Genomic DNA, 18,376 nt, shown 5'->3' with positions numbered 1-18,376 from the left:
CCGGGCGCATGACCGATAGTCGGCTGCACCCGTTTCTCTAAACTGGCTCTCACAACACACTTGCCCGGTGTCGCCCGCAACGCACGTCACGTCACCGACATCGAGGCCCCCGAGACATCCGCCTTCGCTGCTCCTCGGCCCGCACGACTCCACTGCATTCCAGCCCGGCCGGCTGCCAAGGCAATTCCAGGAGAGTTCATTGAGCCCGTCGCAAGCGCACCCTGCGAAATCGCGATCTTCGCGCCAGTCCGTCAAGCTGGATGACATCACGATCGTCGACCCTGCCGTCCTCAAGCGGGCAGTCGGTGCGATGGCGTTCGGCAATGCGATGGAATGGTTCGACTTCGGCGTCTACAGCTACATCGCCGTCACGCTCGGCAAGGTGTTCTTCCCGTCCAGCAGCCCGTCCGCGCAGTTGCTCGCGACCTTCGGCACGTTCGCGGCCGCGTTTCTCGTGCGCCCGCTCGGCGGCATGGTGTTCGGCCCGCTCGGCGACCGCATCGGCCGCCAGCGCGTGCTCGCCGCGACGATGATCATGATGGCCGTCGGCACCTTCGCGATCGGCCTGATTCCCAGCTACGCGTCGATCGGCATCATGGCGCCCGTGCTGCTGCTGGTCGCCCGCCTCGTGCAGGGCTTCTCGACCGGCGGCGAATACGGCGGCGCGGCCACCTTCATCGCCGAATTCTCGACCGACAAGCGCCGTGGCTTCATGGGCAGCTTCCTCGAATTCGGCACGCTGATCGGCTATACGCTCGGCGCGGCGACCGTCGCACTGCTCACCGCAACGCTGTCTCAGGAAGCGCTGCTGTCGTGGGGCTGGCGCGTACCGTTCTTCATCGCCGGCCCGCTCGGCCTCGTCGGCCTCTACGTGCGGCTGAAACTCGAGGAAACGCCGGCGTTCAGGAAGGAGGCCGAAGCACGCGAAGCGGACGAACGCGCGCGGCCGAAGCAACGCTTCGCGACGCTGCTCGCCGAACAGTGGAAGCCGCTGCTGCAGTGTGTCGGCCTCGTGCTGATCTTCAACGTGACCGACTACATGGCGCTGTCGTACCTGCCGAACTATCTGTCCGCGACACTGCACTTCCGCGAATCGCACGGGCTGTTCATGGTGCTGCTCGTGATGGTGCTGATGATGCCGATGACGCTGTACGCCGGGCACCTGTCGGACAAGGTCGGCCGCAAGCCGGTGATGATGGCCGGCTGCGTGGGCCTGCTCGTGCTGTCGGTGCCCGCGCTGATGCTGATCCGCACCGGCGGCATGCTGCCGGTGTTCGGCGGGATGCTGATCTACGGCATCCTGCTGTCGACGTTCACGGGCGTGATGCCGTCGGCGCTGCCGGCGCTGTTCCCGACGCGGATCCGCTACGGCGCGCTCGCGATCGGCTTCAACGTGTCGGTATCGCTGTTCGGCGGCACGACGCCGCTCGTCACCGCGTGGCTGGTCGATCGCACCGGCGACCTGATGATGCCCGCGTACTACCTGATGGGCGCCTCGTTCATCGGCATCGTGTCGGTGCTCGCGCTGCGCGAGACGGCGCGGCAGCCGCTGCCCGGCTCCGGGCCGTGCGTGGCCAGCCGCGCGGAAGCGCTGAGCCTCGTGCGCGGGCATGCGGACGAAGCCCGTGTACCCGGCAGGAAGTTCACGCCGGCCGGCGAACGCGCTTGATGCAGTCTGGCGTGACGCGACGCCGTGCGGCATGCGCTGGCGTCGCCATACACACGTTCGTCAGTTAGACGGCAGTTGCTGCGCGTCGAACCAGTCGAGCAGCGCGCGCGTGACGAACGCGGGATTTTCCAGATTCGAAATGTGGCCGGCGTCCGGCACCAGCGCATGCGCGCAGCCGATCACGCTCGCCATCTTCACGGTTTCCGACGGCGGGCGCGCCATGTCGCCCGCGCCGCACATCAGCAGCGTGCGTTCGGCGTCGAGCGCGGCCAGCGCCGACAGCGTGTCGGGCCGACCGAAGATCAGCCGGCCGAGCGGGACGATCGATTGCCGCAGCCGGTCGGCGGGCAGGCTCGCGAGCGCCGCGCGAAACGCGGTCGGCACCGGGTCGGCCAGATTGACGTCGGGACGGAAGAACAGCGGCACGATCGCGTCGAGCAGCGGCGGCACGATACTGCCGGCCGCCGCGATCGCATCGAGCATCCCGAAGTAGCGCAGCCGGGTCGCCTCGGGCTCGGCCTCCAGCGACGCGTCCATCAGCACGAGCGAACGCACGCGCCGCGGTTCGCGCAACGCGAGCCGTGCGCCCCACATGCCGCCGACGCTGAGCCCGACGACCGCGCATTGTTCGATCTCCAGCGCATCGAGCAGCGCGCTCGCGTGCGCGGCGAGATCGTCGAGCGTCTGCGTGCCGTCGGGCAGCGCGCCCGATGCACCATGCCCCCACAGGTCCGGCACGATCACGCGGTACGAACGCGACAGCGCATCGATCTGCGGCGCCCACATCGCCGCGTCCCACAGATAGCTGTGTCCGAACAGCACCGGGAACCCGGTGCCGTGATCCTGGTAATGCAGCGTGCTGCCTTGAATGATGTGTGCGGGCATGTCGTCTCCGGGTATCAGGGCTCGGCGGTGACCCGGAACCGGGCGCCGCGGTCGGCGGCGTTCTGCAACGAACGCGAAGCGGCGCATCATCGCACAGGTCGCAGGTGTTGCGCATGACGGAGCCGCATGCGCGGCGGCGCGACATGCACGAAACCGCACGAAGCATGGCGGGCGGCCGTGCTATCCGACGCGATACATCGGCAGCACGTTGCTGCCGGCGGCATCCTGGTTCGACGCGAGCGGATGGCATGCCTGTTCGAGCAGCCAGTTGGTCAGCACCGCGATATCGAATTCGTTGCACGCATCCGGGTTCTGCACGAGCACGTAGCTGCCCGATGCAACCGTGCAATGCGGGAACAGCTCGACGAGCCGCCCCTGCTTCAGCAGCCCGTCGACCAGCGGCCGCCTGCCGATCGCGACGCCGTGCCCGTCGACCGCGGCCTGGACCAGCTGGTCGTACTGGCTGAAATGCAGCGCACCGGCCGGCCGCAGGCGCGGCACGCCGAGCTCCTTCAGCAGATGGCTCCACCCGTGCCACGGCCACTCGCCGCGCGGATCGTCGAGATGCAGCAGCACGTGCTTGTCGAGGTCGGCCGGCTTCATCGACGCGGCGTCGCCCGCCGCCGTCATCAGGCTCGGACTGCACACGGCCACGACGCGCTCGCGAAACAGCACCTCCGTCTCGTCGGTCGACGTATACGGCCCCGCATATCGGACGGCCAGGTGCAAACGTTTGCGCTTAAGATCTTCAATTTCGCTCGTTGCCGACACGCGCACATCGATGTCCGGATAGCTTGCGCGGAATGAACCGAGGCGCGGAATCAGCCACAGCGCCGCGAACGACACGGTGGTCGACAACGAGATGGAGCGCTGGCCGACGCTCGACGACAGCTTGCCGATCACCGATTCCAGGTCGGACAACGCGAACGAGATCGCGTCGTACAACTCCCGTCCCTTGTCGGTCAGCGTCAGTGAACGGATGTGCCGGTGAAAGAGCTCGATCCGGAGCTGCTCCTCGAGCGCCTTGACCTGACGACTGACGGCAGATTGCGTGACGCTCAATTCCTGCCCCGCACGCGTAAAGCTCAAATGGCGCGCCGCGCATTCGAAGCCTCTCAGGAAATCCAGCGAAGGCAAACTTCTCAATCGCTTTGCCAATCTCACATTAGCCATACCGCCACCTCAAAGTTGCACCCATCGACAGACAAGTCGCCGTTCGTCTCCCTGTGTCGCTTCTCCTATTTGGATTCGGAAACGATTTTATATTGAAGCATGGATGCATATCATTCTTATTTTCAATCGTGACACGCGTATTTATCTATCACTTTTCATCGCCCCGATATCCTTACATAATCATTATGAAGTAGTGATTTTGTAAATTAATACATGCACGAAATGATGTCTCGGACGATCGCAAAAACCCCGTAAAAACAGATGCTTTTTGCCTGGATTTGCCATCTCGGCAGCGCATTCGACGCCCCGGCAGAGCTGTATTCGAATGCCTACAAATCAATTTCATTTTCCCGACCATTCATTTCATTTACCGGATTGCGAAAAAACAATGAAATTCAACATTCATTCAAAATACCATTTAAATCACGAATTTCATGTTTATTGAAATATACTAAACGGGCGAAATTTAATCGCCTCATTCAATTCCGGAAATTGATGAACCAATTGTGTCCGGAAATGCGCATTCCGCCGGCTGGCGGCGGCAATCCGCACACGCTGCGCCGACGGGCCGGCTCGCATCCGGCGTGCGCCCGCACAACGCGGAACGCGGACCGCGGGACGCATGGACCCTCCGGTCCCTAGCCGGCGTCCGCCACACTGCCCGCTCGCACCGTTACCTCGCGGCGGTAACGGTTCAGCTCCTGCGCGGTCGCGAACGTGCGCTCGAACAGGATCGACAGGTTGTGCAGAATGCGCTCGACGACCTTCTTTTCCCACTCGCCGTCGAAACGGATCTGCTCGTCGAGCCAGCGCTCGAGCCATTCCGGATCCGGCAGGCGCGACTGCACGGTGTCGCGCGGGAACAGCGCCTGGTTCACGTGCAGGTTGGTCGGGTGCAGCGGCTTCTCGGTGCGGCGCGCCGACGCCATCAGCACGCCGATCTTCGCGAATGCGGCACGCGCGACGTCGCCGCAGTTGTTCAGCGCCTTCTTCATGTAGCGCAGGTACGCGCCGCCATGACGCGCTTCATCGCGCGAGATCGTCTCGTAGATCTGCTTGATGACGGGCTCCGTGTGCCAGTCGGCCGCGCAGCGATACCAGTGGTTCAGGCGGATCTCGCCGCAGAAGTGCAGCATCAGCGTCTCGAGCGGCGGCGCCGGGTCGAACTGGAAGCGCACCGCGTGCAGCTCCTCCTCGGTCGGCACCATTTCCGGCTTGAAGCGGCGCAGGTATTCCATCAGCACGAGCGAATGCTTCTGCTCTTCGAAGAACCACACGCTCATGAATGCGGAAAAGTCGCTGTCGTGCTGGTTGTCGCGCAGGAACATTTCCGTCGCGGGCAGCGCCGACCACTCGGTGATCGCGTTCATCTTGATCGTCTTCGCCTGCTCGTCGGTGAGCAGCGAAGCGTCGAACCTGTCCCACGGAATGTCCTTCTCCATGTCCCAGCGGACAGCTTCGAGCGACCTGAAAAGTTCCGGGTAGAGCATCGTCGTCGAAAGGCGCGCGGGCGCAGTCATGCCGATTGCGTGGACGCCGCCGCAGCCGACTCCGCATCGGGCTCGCGGTCGTCCATGTCGTCGTCCACCGAGCGCGGCGACAGCCTGCCGCGCAGCAGCGCGTAATAGAACTGCCGGTACGTGCGGTGGTAGTAGCGGATGCGCGGCGCGATTGCGCCATGCAGGTCGTGCAGTCGTTCGATCGGCAGGTTCGGCATCATGTGATGCTCGACGTGATAGTTGTTGCCGTTCGTGAACCACGTCATGAATGCATTGCTCTCGATCGTCCGCGTGTTGCGAAAGGGATCGGTGCTCGTCAGGTCGCAGCGGTAGTGCTCGGGCATCTCGACCAGTGCATGCACGGGCGCCGCGACGAACGCGAGCGGCACGACCCACACCCACACGACGAACCACGTATGCAGTGCGAACGACAGCCCGGCCAGCAGCACGATCGCCGCGACCGTCAACAGGTGATCGCGCCGGATCGCACGCGACACGAGCGGGTTGTCGCCGAAGCGCGCCCCCGGCACGACGAGCTTCGCGACGTTCTTCGCGAACTGGATGTAGTGCGCGGCCATCGACAGGCGCCACGCCCAGCGGCCGAGATTGACGACGGGGCTCGCGCCGTACTGGTCGCCATAGTCGAAGAATTCCTTGTTCTCGGGTGTGCCCAGCAGCCGGTGATGGCGCAGATGGCTGTCCTGGTAAGCATGAAACGACACGAGCATCGGCATGCCGAGCAGCACGCCGAACACCATGTTCAGGCGCTTGCTCCGGAACCCCTGGTAGTGCAGCGCCTGATGCTGCAGCTCGACGCCGTGCGCATACATCGCGCCGATCAGCAGGATGCCGGCGATCTTCAGGATCACGATCGCCGACTGCGCGAACATCATCCCGTGCGCGATGAGCGCGACGTAGACCGCCAGCTTCAGCGAGAACACCACGCCGCTCGGGCGGCTCTTCATGTCTGCAACCGGTTTCGGGCGGGCAACAAGCGATGAGGTGACGGACAAGACGCTCTCCTTGAGCCGGACCTTGCCCGGCACGATGACGCGGCGACGCTGGCACGTGCCGGGTTGCCATTCTTCTGTGAGTCGATGCTTCGGACAAACGAATTTTCCGAACGCATTGCATGCCCCTCGCGCATGAGCACACCACATCGTGAACTAGACGACTGGTCGAATGCGACCGACCGGTCACCTCGTGGATGCGCTCTGCTCATGCATAGCCTGCGTAGATTCCGTTTGTCGCGCCGCATCGATCCGGCAAGAATCCCCTTCACTCGACGAACGGCGCCGCCGGCACCGTGGCGCGAGCGGCCGTGTTCCTCAAGGGGAGAATCCTCGTGACGAAGTGCGCATCCACCATTCATCGCCTGATCGAATCGCTCGAGGACGTCGCGGGCGCCACGCATCGCATGACGTTCGTCGACGATGCGGGCCGCGATGCGAGCATCACGTACCGGCATTTCGCGGAAGCGGTGTTTCACCAGGCCGGCGCGCTGCGCGAGCTCGGTGTCCGCGAGAACGATCTGGTGATGCTCGCGCTGCCCGCGTCGGTCGAGCATGCGGCCGCGATGATGGCCTGCGTGATGACGGGCGCGCTGCCGTGCACCGTGCCCGTTCCCGCGCGGCGTGCGGCCGCCGGGCGGCAAGTGGTCGACGTCGCGTGCGAGTTGTACCGGCCGCGCCTCGTCGTCGCCGCGGATGCGCAGGCCGCCGCGTGGCGCGACGACGCATTTCCCGCCGCATCCACCCGTGTCGTCGGCCTCGCGACGCTGTCGAGCGCGGCCGATGCCGGCGCGCGCGCGCTGATCAGCGCGAAGAGCGGCCGCGATCCGCATCATGTCCAGCTCACGTCGGGTTCGACGTCGCATCCGAAAGCCGCGGTGCTCAGCCACGAAAACGTGATCGCGAACGTGCTCGGCATCGGCGGCTCGGTGCGCTTCGACCTCGCGGCCGGCGACGGCACCGCGTCGTGGCTGCCGCTCTATCACGACATGGGGCTGCTCACGCTGCTGTCGAACATGCACTACCGTGCGCCGCTGCTGATGATGCAGCCGAACAGCTTCATCCGGAATCCGCTCGGGTGGCTCAAGCGCATCGCGTCGGCGCGTGCGACGACCACGTCGGTGCCGACCTTCGCGCTGCGCTACTGCGTGCGCCGCTTCAATGCCGCCGCGATGGACGGCGTGGATCTGTCCGCGTGCCGCAACATCTTCATCGGCGGCGAACGCGTCGACGACGCGACGCTGCGCGATTTCGCCGCGACGTTCGCGCCGTACGGTCTCGCGGCGTCGGCGCTGCAGCCGTGCTACGGGATGGCCGAATCGACGCTCGCGGTATCGATGCATCGCGCGTGGCATGAAGGCGCGGTCGACGGTGCACCGTACGTGATCGCCGACACGCTCGACCGGCGCGCGCTGATCGAGCGCCGCGACGCGCAACCGGCCGCGGCGAACGACGGTAACGACACGGAAACCGAAACGGTGCTCGCAATGGGCACGCCGATCGAAGGCATGGCGTTCCGCATCCTCGACGACGGCGATCACGCACTGGGTCACCGCGCCGTCGGCGAAGTCGCGATCCGCGGCACGTCGGTGATGCTCGGCTACCTGAATCCCGACGACGGCACGATCGCCGCGCCGCTGACGGCCGACGGCTGGTTCCGCACGGGCGACATCGGCTACGTCGCCGACAGCCAGCTCCATATCCTCGGCCGCAAGAAGGAAGTCATCATCATTCGCGGCAGCAACTACTTCCCGCACGAGATCGAGGAAGCGCTGGCGTCGCACGGCGCGCTGCGCAAGAACACCTGCATCGCGTTCGGTCTGCCCGATCCCGAGACGGGCACCGAACGGCTGGTCGTCGCCATCGAGGCACGGCCGATCGATGCAACGGCGCAAACGCGCACCGAGTGCCAGCAACTGCTCGCGTCGCGCATCGGGTTCGCCGCGCAGGATCTGTGTTTCGTCGAACCCGGCTCGCTGCCGCGCACGACGAGCGGCAAGCTGCAGCGCCTGAAATGCCGCGACCTCTATGCGAACGGCGCGCTGCCCGTCATTCAGGCGACGGCGGCCGCCGAAGCCGGTCAGGGAGCGTACGCATGACGACCGGCTCCCTTTCTCCGGTGCTCGAACTGCGCGATGTCACGCGCAGATACGAAGGCGTGGGCCGCGTCGTCGCCGTGCGCGGCGCGACGATCTCGATCGGCCAGCGCGACGTCGTCGCGCTCGTCGGCCCGTCGGGCAGCGGCAAGAGCACGCTGCTCAACCTCGCCGGCTTCCTCGATGTGCCGAGCACCGGCGAGCGCTGGCTCGAAGGCCGCCGGATCGACGACGCACCGGACACCCTCGAACGGATCCGCCGCGAGCGCATCGGCTTCGTATTCCAGCAGTTCAACCTGATTCCGGTGATGTCGGCCCTCGAAAACGTCGAGCTCGGCTGCTTCGCGTGGGGCACGCCGCGCACGCGCCGCGAACGTGCCCGCGCGATGCTCGACGCGGTGGGGCTCGCCGCGCGCGAACGCCACCGCCCTGGCGAGCTGTCCGGCGGCGAGCAGCAGCGCGTCGCGCTGGCCCGCGCGCTCGCCAAGGAGCCGGCGATCGTGATCGCGGACGAGCCGACCGCAAGCCTCGACAGCACCAACGCACGGGCGGTCGCCGAGCTGATCCTCGACACCAACCGTACGCTGGGTACCGCCTTTCTGATTGCGTCGCACGACGATCGTCTGTGCGCGCACCTGCCGCGCCGCATCGAGATGCGCGACGGCGTACCGGGAGTGAATCGTGAACTGGTCGACGTTTGCGTGGCGTAACCTCTGGCGCAACCGGCGCCGCACCGTGCTGACGATGGCGATGATCGGCGTCGCCGCGTTCGCGTCGAGCCTCGCGCTCGGCTATGTGATCGCAACCTTCGACGCGGTGCGCGAAGGGTCGATCGACAGCGGTGTCGGCCATGTGCAGGTGCTGCATCACGGCTATCTCGACCTGATCGGCGAGCGGCCGCTGCAGTACGGGCTGACGGCCGACGAGCAGGCCGCGGCAGCACGCGCCGTCGCGACGCTCCACGGTGTCGCGACGACCGCGCGCGGCATCGACTTCGACGGGCTCGTGTCGAACGGCGATCTCAGCTACGGCTTCGTCGGCGAAGGCATCGAGCCGAACCGCGAACCGCCCGGCTTCTTCGACTATCACTCGGTGCTGTCGGGCCGCTACCTGTCGCCGACGAATGCAGGAACCGAAGTCGTCGTCGGCGCCGAACTCGCGCGCAAGCTCGATGTGCACGTCGGGTCGGTCGTGCAGTTGATGGCGTCGACCGCGCACGGCGGCATCAACGCGACCGACGCGCAGATCGTCGGCGTGATGAGCACCGGCAACAAGGACGTCGACGAGCGCATCGTCGACGTGACGTTCACGGCCGCACAGGCGCTGCTGCGCACCGACCGCGCATCGCGCATCGCGGTGTTCCTGTCGAACACGGCCGGCACCCCGGCCGCCGCCGCGACGCTGCGCGCCGCGCTGCCGACGCTCGACGTGAAGACCTGGGACCAGCTTGTGTCGCTCTATCACCAGGTCGTCGCGCTGTACAAGAACCAGTTCTCGGTGTTCGGCGCAATTCTGTGCGTGACGATCCTGCTGTCGATGAGCAACTGGATCCTGATGAGCATCGTCGAGCGCCGCCGCGAGATCTCGACGCTGCGTGCGCTCGGCGTGCCGGCCGTCACGGTGCGCGGCGTACTGATCCAGGAAACCGCGCTGCTCGGCCTGCTCGGCGCAGCCGCCGGCATCGCGGTGGCCCTGCTGACGATGGTCGCGCTCAATCACGCGCAGATCCACCTGCCTGCGCCGCCCGGCCGCGTGAAGCCGATCCTGCTCGAATTCACGGTCTCGCCGGCCGCCGTGGCCGCCGTCGAAGGCGCGTTCGTCGTGCTCGGGGTGGCCGCCGCGCTGCTCGCGACCGTCGGGCTCGCCAAACGCAACATCCTCGAAGGACTCGCCCCATGACCCGCATCCGCCTCATGCTCGCCGCGCTCGTCGCGTGCGCGCCGCTCGCCCGCGCCGCCGACGCGCCGGCGGCCCAGACCATGCTCGCCCGTGCCGACGCGTACCGCAGCACGGCCGCCGATACGCAGACGAACATCGAGATCACGAACGAGGTCGGCGGACAGTCCGGCGACGCGACACGCTATCTCGTCTACACGCGCGGCAACGGCGACACGCTCGCACTGACGCGCAGCGGCGAGAACGATGGCCAGAAGTACCTCGCGACGACCCGCGGCCACTGGTTCTACGTGCCGAACACGCGCAGCGCGGTGCGCATCAACGGGATGCAGCGGCTGCAAGGCGAGGTCGTGATCAGCGACATCACGCGCACGCACTGGGCGGACAGCTATCGCGCGACGGCCGCGCCCGGCACCACGGCGATCGCCGGCAAGCCGGCCACCGAGCTCGACCTGACCGCGACCGATCCCGACAACGTCTATCCGACGATCAAGCTGTGGGTCACGCCCGAGGCCGACGTGCCGGTACGCGCGCAGTTCTTCCTGGCGAGCGGCCTGCTGTTCCGCAGCGCCGATTTCTCCGCGCCGGTCGATGCGAACGGCCGCAAGGTGATACGCAAGATCACGTATCGCAACGAGGTCGAGAAGCAGCGCGCGAGCGTCGTCGACATCCTCGACGGCCAGCCGCGCAAGATTCCGTCGGGCTGGTTCAATCCCGACACGCTCGCCGATGGCCAGTGAGCACGACGCCCATGCCGACGCCCGTCATGACCGCCTCCATCCGTCGTCCGGCCGAGCAGATGCGCCGTGCCGGCGCGCGTGGCAACGCGCCGCGCTCGCCGTCCCGCTCGCGCTCGGCGGCTCGCTCGCGCATGGAGCGTCGCTGATGGACCCGCTCGGCACGCTGAACGGCATCGCGTACGCACGCTCGGTCGACAGCATGGACGGCCACGCGCTGCTCGGCAACCTGATCGGCGATTCGCCGCGCAACCAGCAGGAAGCCGGCATGCTCGCGCGCATCGACGGCGAGAACCTGTTCATGAATGCGCGCGCCGTCGCCAGCAATCATTCGCTCGGCGCCCAGTCGAGCCGCTTCAACGAAGCCGGCGTGCGCTACGCGTTCGACAACGGCATCACGCTCACGGCCGGCAAGCGGATCGACCCGCTCGACACGTCGCAGGCGTTCTTCCCGCTCGGCTTCTTCCAGAAGCGGGCCGCGACGGCCGACATCTACGATCGCTACGGCGACGTCGAGGGCACGCCGCTCGTCGAAGCGAAATGGGCCGGCGAGCAGACCACGCTGCAGTTCATCGCCGGCGAGAACCGCACGCTGCGCAACGACGTCGACAACCGCGACGTGGAGGGCGCGACGCAGCTCGTGCGCGGCGCGTACAACTGGTCGGGCGGCTCGGCCGCATTGCTCGCGGGACGTCACGCGGGCCACGGTGGCGCGGGTGCGACGCTGTCGTTCGACGTCGCGCGCTCGAACACCGTCTATGCGAGCGCATGGCTCGAACGCGGCACGACGCGGCCGCTGCCCGCGTTCATCGCGAACGGCACGCCGCTCGATTCGGCAGCTGCCTATGACGCCGTCGATCGCCGCAACGACCGTCAATACATGTGGCGCAGCGCGGTCGGCATGCAGAGCGCACTGCCCGGCAACCTGTCGCTGATCGTCGAGTGGTCGCACGACGAGGCGCGTTACGACGCGAACCAGTGGCGCCAGATGGTCGGCGCGGTGCGCGCGAACAACGCGCTGCTGCCCGTCGCGCCGGGCGCCGCGCTGGCCGGCCTCGGCGGCACGGCCGATTTCGTGAGCGTCGACGGCAACCTGCGCGACTACCTGTTCGCGCGGCTCGGCAAGAAGATCGGCCGCGTCGAGTATTCGCTGCGCGGTGTCTATTCGCCGCAAGACAAGGGCCTGCTCGCGATCGCGCAGGTCGTCGCCGACGTGAACAAGCGGGTGAGCGTCGATGTCGCGCTCACCCGCGCATTCTCCGACAGTCACTCCGAGTACCGGATGGTCGGTCTCGGCACCCGCATCGACGCCGCCGTGCGCGTGCGTTTCTGACAGGAACCCTGCCATGTCCACGCTTTCCGCTCCCGCTTCGATCGCCACGCCGCCGGCGCAGCCGCTGCTGCGCGTGGCCGACCAGGCCGCGTATCCGGTGCTGCGCCACCTCGATATGACCGGCACGCCGCCGCGCGCCGCGGCCCGGCTCGTCGAAGCCGCCACCGTGCGGCTGCTCGACAGCGAAATGGTGATCGCGCTGCACACCGAGGCGCCGGGCGTGCTGCCCGATGCGTCCGCGTCGGCGCCGCTGCGGCACGACGAGGCGCCGCTCACCGAAGCGTTGCTCGAGCAGATCGGCCGCGAAGGATTTCATCACCTGTTCAAGCCGTTCATGCGTGCGTTCATCCGCATCATGTTCGGGCTGTTCTTCTCCGACGACCAGAACCGTCGCGCCTGCGACTGCATCGACAGCGGCCACAACTTCGCGTTCCTGATGAGCGACGGCGGCGGCCCGACGCTCGCCGCGTGGCGCACGGTCATCCGCAGCGACGACAGCGGCCTCGCGCTCGCCGTCGACAAGGTGTGGGGCATCGAGGCGCATCGCGACTGCATGGCCGTCGTCGCGGCGCGCTTGCCGGGCGTGATGTTCCCGGCCGCCTACCTCGTGTGGCCCGACGAGTACCGGAAGCTGACACGCGCGACCTGCGGCGCGCCGTTCCTCGCGGGCAACCTGCAGCTCGCGAATGTCGGCGGCCAGGTGCGCGTCAGCGCCGAGGATCGCCTGCGCATCGGCGGCCCGACCGTGTTCAACAAGTACCTGACCGTCGTGCGGCCGTACTTCGTTCGTGCGCTGATGGCCCACGTCGGCTGGCTCGCACAAACCGGCCGCGTCGAACTCGATGCCGATGCACGCGCCGTGCACCGCTTCATCGCCGATGCCGCACGCAGCCAGACCGACGACGCGCACTACAGCTTCGGCAAGGTGCAGCGCGTGCTCGCGATCAAGCTGCTGTCGAACGAGTTCCTGACCGCGCTCGTGCGCGACGGCAAGGTTCCCCTCTTCGACGACCAGCGCGACCTGCTGGCGTTCTCGAAGATGGAAGGCAGTTCGTACCGTTGTTATCACGAGCTTCGCAAGAGCCTGCGCTGCGAAGCCGGCAGTTGACCCACGCGACAGGCCGATCGATCCCGATCCATTCACTTCAAACTCCAGGAGCTCCCCTCATGACGACCCAGAACGTTCCGGCCGACGCGCTCGACATCCTGTCCCGCGAAGTCGCGAAGATCCTCAACGTCGAAACCGTCGACACGGACGCCGGCATCGGCGAACTCGGTATCGATTCGCTGAACATCGTCGAGCTGATCGTGTTCTGCGAACAGCTCTACGGCTCGATCGATCCGGAAGCGCTGAACATCACGCAGTACACGACGCTGCAGCAGCTCGACGCACAACTGCGCCGCCAGCAGCACGCCGCCTGACACGACGATGCTCGCGCCCCTTGCGACCGCGGCGGCTCCCGCCGCCCAACCGGCCCCGGCGACCGCACTGACCGTGCAGGCGCTCGCGTATCGGCGCGTCGCGCCGTCGCGCGACGGCGCGGCCGTGCCGCTCAACGATACGGCGCACGCGATCGGCACGCTCGCGTGCGCCGAGCGCGAGCGGCTGTGCGGCGCGATCGGCGCGGACGATTACGTGGTCAGCTCGACGATCCTGTCGATGCTGCTGATGAACGACTCGCCGCAGCATCGCGCGTTCGCGCAGGCACTGGCCGGTGCGAACGACTACACGCCCGACTGGATGACCTGCTCGTACGAATGCGCGGGCTGGGGCTACGTGCTGCGCCGCACGCTCGCGACCGCGGCCGAGACCGGGCCGCGCACGCTGCTGCTGCAGATCGTCGACGTCGACGTGCACGGCTACACCTACTGGCACGGCAACCCCGCATGGGGGCGCTCGGGCTTCGGCGTCTGCACGCTGCTCGTCGATGTCGGCCGCGACCCGGCGCAGTCGGTCATCGCCGATGCGGCGCCGCCGGCCAGCGCGGTCGTGCGGCTCGGCCGCGACATCCGCACGTTCTGCGCGGCGCGCCCCGGCCTGCACGCGGCGTTGCCGTTCTTTCCGGCCACGTCGCGCCGCGCGCTGCTCGCCGCCGTCGGCAAGACGCCGCTGCTGCCGGACGGGCACGGCGTGTTCGGACATGCATTCGGCAGCGATCCGTGGCTGTCGGTGCTGCTCGCGCATCGCGACGGCGACACACCGCGCCGCGCGGCCATCTGTTCGCTCGCGCTGAACGGCTATTACGCGGTCGCCGACGTGGCCTTCGCGCCGGACGCGACGTTCTCACTCGACGGCGAGGCATGACATGGTGCGCCCCGTTCACTTCACCTACCGGATCGAGCGCGACGCGCGGCAGCCGGTCGCCGTCGCGGCGAGCGCGTACCGGATGCCGCTCGATACGCCCGACGACTATGCGCGCGCCGCGCTCGCGGAAGCGGCCGGCGATGCGTACGACGCGGGCGGCGCGGCCGGCGGCGAACGCCGCGTGCTGCTCGACCACGTCCAGTATTTCGCGTTCCTCGCGGAAGCCGCTGCGCGCGTCCGCGACGCCGTACATCCGGATGCCCGCCTGTTCATCGAAGTCTGCGCGCCGTACTTCGGCGCGCTGCCGGCCGGACTGCTCGCGCCGCACGTGCTGCTCGGCGTGCACCTGTACGACGAAGCGTTGCGCGATGCCGCGCGCGGCGCGCCCGTCGTGTGGATCGGCGACCGCATCCTGCGCGATGCGGAGTTCGCCGGCGACAACCGCGTGTGCTGCGCGATCTGGCCCGCGCGGCTCGCCGATGCCTTCGACGCGCAGCTGCGCGGCCCGTGGCCGGCATTCGCGATCCGCCTCGAGCCACACCCGGGCGCATCGCGCGCCGCCGTCCCGTTGACCGATTCCGCCCATCATTCCGGCGCCGCCGCGCGGCCGGGGAGACCCTGAAATGACTGACACGCTAACCGTGATGCAGGACACGGCCGATATTCGCTGGTCGATGCCCGTCGATGCACTGATGTCGAACGACTACGCGCTGCGCGAAGAAGCGCTGAACCGGCTGTACGAGAAAGCGAAGGCCGCGCAGTGGGACGTCGCGACCGACGTCGACTGGAGCCACGACCTCGACCCGGCGAATCCGCTCGGCATGCCCGACCCGACGCTCTTGATCTACGGCACCGAGCTGTGGAGCAAGCTGTCGGACGCCGACAAGCGCGAGGTGCGCCATCACGCGCAGGGCTGGCTGCTGTCGCAGATCCTGCACGGCGAACAGGCCGCGCTGATCTGCGCGTCGAAGCTCGCGTCGGCCGAAAGCGGGCTGAGCGCGCGGCTGTGCGCGGCCGCGCAGATGATGGACGAAGCACGCCACGTCGAGGCGTACGCGAAGCTCGTCAACGAGAAGCTCGACGTCAGCTACCCGATGAGCCGCTCGCTGAAGGGGCTGCTGCACGACACGATCACGAGCAGCGCGCTCGACATGACGAACCTCGGGATGCAAGTGCTCGTCGAGGGCATCGCGCTGTCGATCTTCCAGAGCGTCGTCGCCTATAGCGCCGATCCGTTCATCAAGGACCTGTTCGTGCGAATCCAGCGCGACGAGTCGCGTCACTTCGCGGTCGGCCGGATCACGCTGTGCCGCGTGTATGCGGAGATGAGTTCGACCGAGCTGCGCGAGCGCGAGCAGTTCGTCTGCGAAGGCGCGGCCGTGCTGTACGAGCACCTGTGCGCGGACGACATCTGGGAACCGATGGGGCTGTCGAAGCGCGAATGCAGCGCGATGGTGCGCGAATCGCCGGTGTCGAGCTCGATCCGCCGCTCGATCTTCCGGCGCCTGGTGCCGACGATCCGCGAGATGGGCCTGCTCACGCCGACCGTGCAGGCGACCTTCGACAAGCTCGACGTCCTCGACTACGCGGCGATGCCGCTCAACTGACATGACGATGCCCTCCTCCCACGCATCCCGCGACGCCGGCTTCTGGATCGGTGTCGACGCAGTGGCCTACGAGCTGCCGGGCCTGCCCGTCGATATCGAGGCCTGGGCCGCCGAGCGCGACTACCCGGCGCAGCGGGCGGCCGCGATCGCGCAATCGGGCAGCCGCTATTTCCACATGGCGCTCGACACGAGCGAGACCGACCTCGCAATCGCGGCGGCCGGCCGGCTGCTCGACACCGCGCGGGTGCATCCGTCCGATATCGGCGCGATCGTGCACGTGCATACGCAACAGTTCAGCGTGCCGCCCGCGCCGCGCAGCCTGCCGCACGAGCTGGCCGCACAGCTCGGCATCGAGCCGCTGTGGCTCGGCTCGGTCGCGCAGTTGAACTGCGTGTCGGTCGCGGCCGGGATCGAGACGGTCCGCGCGCTGATGCGCCGCTATCCGCAGCTCGATGCGGCGCTCGTCGTGTCGTCCGACCGCGTGTATGGCGAGGATTACCGGATGCGGCAGATGACGGGCGTGCAGTGCGACGGCGCGGCCGCAATGCTGATCGCGCGCAACAGCACGAAGAACCGGCTCGGCGGCATCGCGATCGAGACGCATGCGAAATGGCACCGCGGCTCGGACACCGTCGCCGCCAACGAGGCCGACCTGATCATGATGGAGTGGCCGTACACGCGCAAGGCGATCGACGCGGCCGTCGCGCTCGAATCGCACGCGCTCGACGCATACGAACTCGTACTCCCGCACAACGCCGACCTGCCCGGCTGGAACGCGCTGTGCCGGGCGATGCGCGTACCGGCCGAGCGGCTCTACGCGGAAAACATCCATGCGCGCGGCCATGCGTGCTGCTCGGATTTCCCGATCAACCTGGCCGACGTCGGCCTCGATGCGGTCGCGCATGGCCATCGCGTGCTCGGCGTGATGCAGTCGAACTGCGGCGCGTATGCAGCCGCCACGCTCCATCCGGTGGGCCGCCATGACGCCTGAGCATCCGCTTCCGTCCGCCGGCGACCACGCGTGGCTCGCCGACCTGCGCACGCCCTGCTACGTGTACGAGCCCGAGGTCGCGATCGCACGCTACCGGTCGCTGAAGGCGCGGCTCGGCACGCGGCTGATCGTGTCGCTGAAGGCGAACCCGAACCAGGACCTGCTCGCACGTTGCGCGCATGCGTACGAGGACGGCGTCGAGCTGGCGAGCCGCGGCGAACTCGATGCGGCAATCGGCCGGATCAAGACGGCGCGCTACCTGAACAATCCGTCGATGGACGAGATGTTCATGCGCGCAGGGCTCGCGTCGCGTTGCCATTTCGTGCTCGACAACCCGGACGCGGTCGCCCGCTTCGTGCCGCTTGCGCGCGAAGCGGCGGCCGGCGGCAGCACGCCGGGTGCGGTGCTGTTGCGCGTCAATGCCGGTGCGCTGGCCGGCGAGCACGCACGCTCGCTGTGGCACGACCACTTCGGGATGACGCCGAACGAGGCACACGACGCGGTACGCACGCTTGCGGCCGCCGGCCTGCCGGTCGCCGGGCTGCACGTGTTCTCCGGCCCGCATTCGTTCATCCGCCAGGACGCGACGCAACCCGATACGCTCGTGTTGCCCGAACGGCTCGCGGCGCTCGCACGCGATCTCGCGCCGGCCAACGGCGCGCCGCTCGGCTCGCTGAGCCTCGGCGGAGGTTTTGCCGACGATCATCCGGGCGACGCCGCGTTCGCACGCTATGCGAACGCGCTGGCGCCGCTGGCCGGCAATTTCACGCTGGCCCACGAGGCCGGCCGCGCGATCTTCGCCGATGCGGGCGTGTTCGCGACGCGCGTCGTCGCGGTCAAGGCGTGGCAGGACCGCACGATCGCCGTCTGCGACGGCGGCCTGTCCCATGCGTTCCTGCTCGCGCAAACCGAATCGGTGATGCCGCGCCTGGCCACGCCATCGCTCGTGCGCCGCACGCCCGCGCCGCCGTCGCGTGGCGTGCCGACGCTGTACGTCGGCAGCACCTGCAGCCGCGCGGACGTGATCGGCCGCGACGACACGGGCGCACCGCCGCAGGCCGGCGACATCGCGGTGTTCGCACGCTGCGGCGCGTATCACCGCACGTACTCGATGGCGCATTTCCTGTCCCACGAAACCGCGCACGTGTACGTGCGGCCCGCCTAGACCATCCAGA

General features: G+C 67.7%; 17 protein-coding genes. 13 read left to right on the top strand and 4 right to left on the bottom strand.

Annotated features, from left to right (window positions below):
- The first annotated feature begins 199 nt into the window (after positions 1-199).
- Positions 200-1,669, top strand: coding sequence for a glycine betaine/L-proline transporter ProP (gene proP / locus OHZ10_RS38360; protein WP_340625897.1), 1,470 nt, complete (start codon positions 200-202; stop codon positions 1,667-1,669).
- A 60-nt stretch (positions 1,670-1,729) separates the two neighbouring features.
- Here proP and OHZ10_RS38355 read toward each other — a convergent pair whose 3' ends face one another.
- The 4 genes from OHZ10_RS38355 to OHZ10_RS38340 form a co-directional block, all read right to left on the bottom strand.
- Complete coding sequence (locus OHZ10_RS38355; RefSeq protein ID WP_174992324.1) at positions 1,730-2,554, bottom strand: alpha/beta fold hydrolase; 825 nt, start codon at positions 2,552-2,554, stop codon at positions 1,730-1,732.
- 180 nt (positions 2,555-2,734) lie between these two features.
- A complete protein-coding gene (locus OHZ10_RS38350; RefSeq protein WP_059241331.1) occupies positions 2,735-3,727 on the bottom strand; it encodes a LysR substrate-binding domain-containing protein in 993 nt (330 codons plus the stop codon).
- A gap of 638 nt (positions 3,728-4,365) precedes the next feature.
- The gene (locus OHZ10_RS38345; protein ID WP_059242424.1) at positions 4,366-5,217 is read right to left on the bottom strand and encodes a diiron oxygenase; all 852 of its coding nucleotides are present in this window, start codon (positions 5,215-5,217) and stop codon (positions 4,366-4,368) included.
- A gap of 26 nt (positions 5,218-5,243) precedes the next feature.
- Positions 5,244-6,191 carry a fatty acid desaturase family protein gene (locus OHZ10_RS38340; RefSeq protein ID WP_059241330.1) on the bottom strand — a complete coding sequence of 316 codons (948 nt, stop codon included), beginning with the start codon at positions 6,189-6,191 and terminating at the stop codon, positions 5,244-5,246.
- 380 nt (positions 6,192-6,571) lie between these two features.
- Between OHZ10_RS38340 and OHZ10_RS38335 the strand changes: the two genes are divergently transcribed.
- Genes OHZ10_RS38335 through OHZ10_RS38280 form a run of 12 tightly spaced genes read left to right on the top strand, consistent with a single transcriptional unit; the run spans position 6,572 to position 18,366 of the window.
- Positions 6,572-8,335, top strand: a complete 1,764-nt coding sequence (locus tag OHZ10_RS38335) for a fatty acyl-AMP ligase (protein WP_256087747.1) — start codon at positions 6,572-6,574, stop codon at positions 8,333-8,335.
- On the top strand, positions 8,332-9,042 hold the full coding sequence (locus OHZ10_RS38330; RefSeq protein ID WP_342706260.1) for an ABC transporter ATP-binding protein: 711 nt from the start codon (positions 8,332-8,334) through the stop codon (positions 9,040-9,042). The genes OHZ10_RS38335 and OHZ10_RS38330 overlap by 4 nt, the downstream gene beginning before the upstream one ends.
- Positions 9,014-10,231 carry an ABC transporter permease gene (locus OHZ10_RS38325; protein ID WP_174992322.1) on the top strand — a complete coding sequence of 406 codons (1,218 nt, stop codon included), beginning with the start codon at positions 9,014-9,016 and terminating at the stop codon, positions 10,229-10,231. Before OHZ10_RS38330 ends, OHZ10_RS38325 begins: the two co-directional genes overlap by 29 nt.
- Positions 10,228-10,968, top strand: a complete 741-nt coding sequence (locus tag OHZ10_RS38320) for an outer membrane lipoprotein-sorting protein (RefSeq protein ID WP_059241326.1) — start codon at positions 10,228-10,230, stop codon at positions 10,966-10,968. Before OHZ10_RS38325 ends, OHZ10_RS38320 begins: the two co-directional genes overlap by 4 nt.
- Positions 10,958-12,298, top strand: a complete 1,341-nt coding sequence (locus OHZ10_RS38315) for a hypothetical protein (RefSeq protein ID WP_256087745.1) — start codon at positions 10,958-10,960, stop codon at positions 12,296-12,298. The genes OHZ10_RS38320 and OHZ10_RS38315 overlap by 11 nt, the downstream gene beginning before the upstream one ends.
- A gap of 13 nt (positions 12,299-12,311) precedes the next feature.
- A complete protein-coding gene (locus tag OHZ10_RS38310) occupies positions 12,312-13,406 on the top strand; it encodes a hypothetical protein (RefSeq protein ID WP_342706259.1) in 1,095 nt (364 codons plus the stop codon).
- Between the two features lie 59 nt (positions 13,407-13,465).
- Positions 13,466-13,720 carry an acyl carrier protein gene (locus OHZ10_RS38305; protein ID WP_011350104.1) on the top strand — a complete coding sequence of 85 codons (255 nt, stop codon included), beginning with the start codon at positions 13,466-13,468 and terminating at the stop codon, positions 13,718-13,720.
- A gap of 7 nt (positions 13,721-13,727) precedes the next feature.
- Positions 13,728-14,603, top strand: coding sequence for a hypothetical protein (locus OHZ10_RS38300; RefSeq protein WP_256087744.1), 876 nt, complete (start codon positions 13,728-13,730; stop codon positions 14,601-14,603).
- 1 nt (position 14,604) lies between these two features.
- Positions 14,605-15,225, top strand: a complete 621-nt coding sequence (locus tag OHZ10_RS38295) for a hypothetical protein (protein WP_059241322.1) — start codon at positions 14,605-14,607, stop codon at positions 15,223-15,225.
- A 1-nt stretch (position 15,226) separates the two neighbouring features.
- A complete protein-coding gene (locus OHZ10_RS38290; protein ID WP_342706258.1) occupies positions 15,227-16,210 on the top strand; it encodes a ferritin-like domain-containing protein in 984 nt (327 codons plus the stop codon).
- 1 nt (position 16,211) lies between these two features.
- The gene (locus tag OHZ10_RS38285) at positions 16,212-17,201 is read left to right on the top strand and encodes a 3-oxoacyl-ACP synthase (RefSeq protein WP_342706257.1); all 990 of its coding nucleotides are present in this window, start codon (positions 16,212-16,214) and stop codon (positions 17,199-17,201) included.
- Positions 17,191-18,366 (top strand): PLP-dependent decarboxylase, encoded by a 1,176-nt coding sequence (locus OHZ10_RS38280; protein WP_342706256.1) that lies wholly within the window; start codon positions 17,191-17,193, stop codon positions 18,364-18,366. The genes OHZ10_RS38285 and OHZ10_RS38280 overlap by 11 nt, the downstream gene beginning before the upstream one ends.
- Positions 18,367-18,376 lie beyond the last annotated feature (10 nt).

It is taken from the genome of Burkholderia arboris, from assembly GCF_038723655.1.
Classification (GTDB): Bacteria; Pseudomonadota; Gammaproteobacteria; order Burkholderiales; family Burkholderiaceae; genus Burkholderia; species Burkholderia arboris.
Note: the sequence above shows the minus strand (reverse complement) of the source record. Positions and strands in the feature narration are given on the sequence as shown.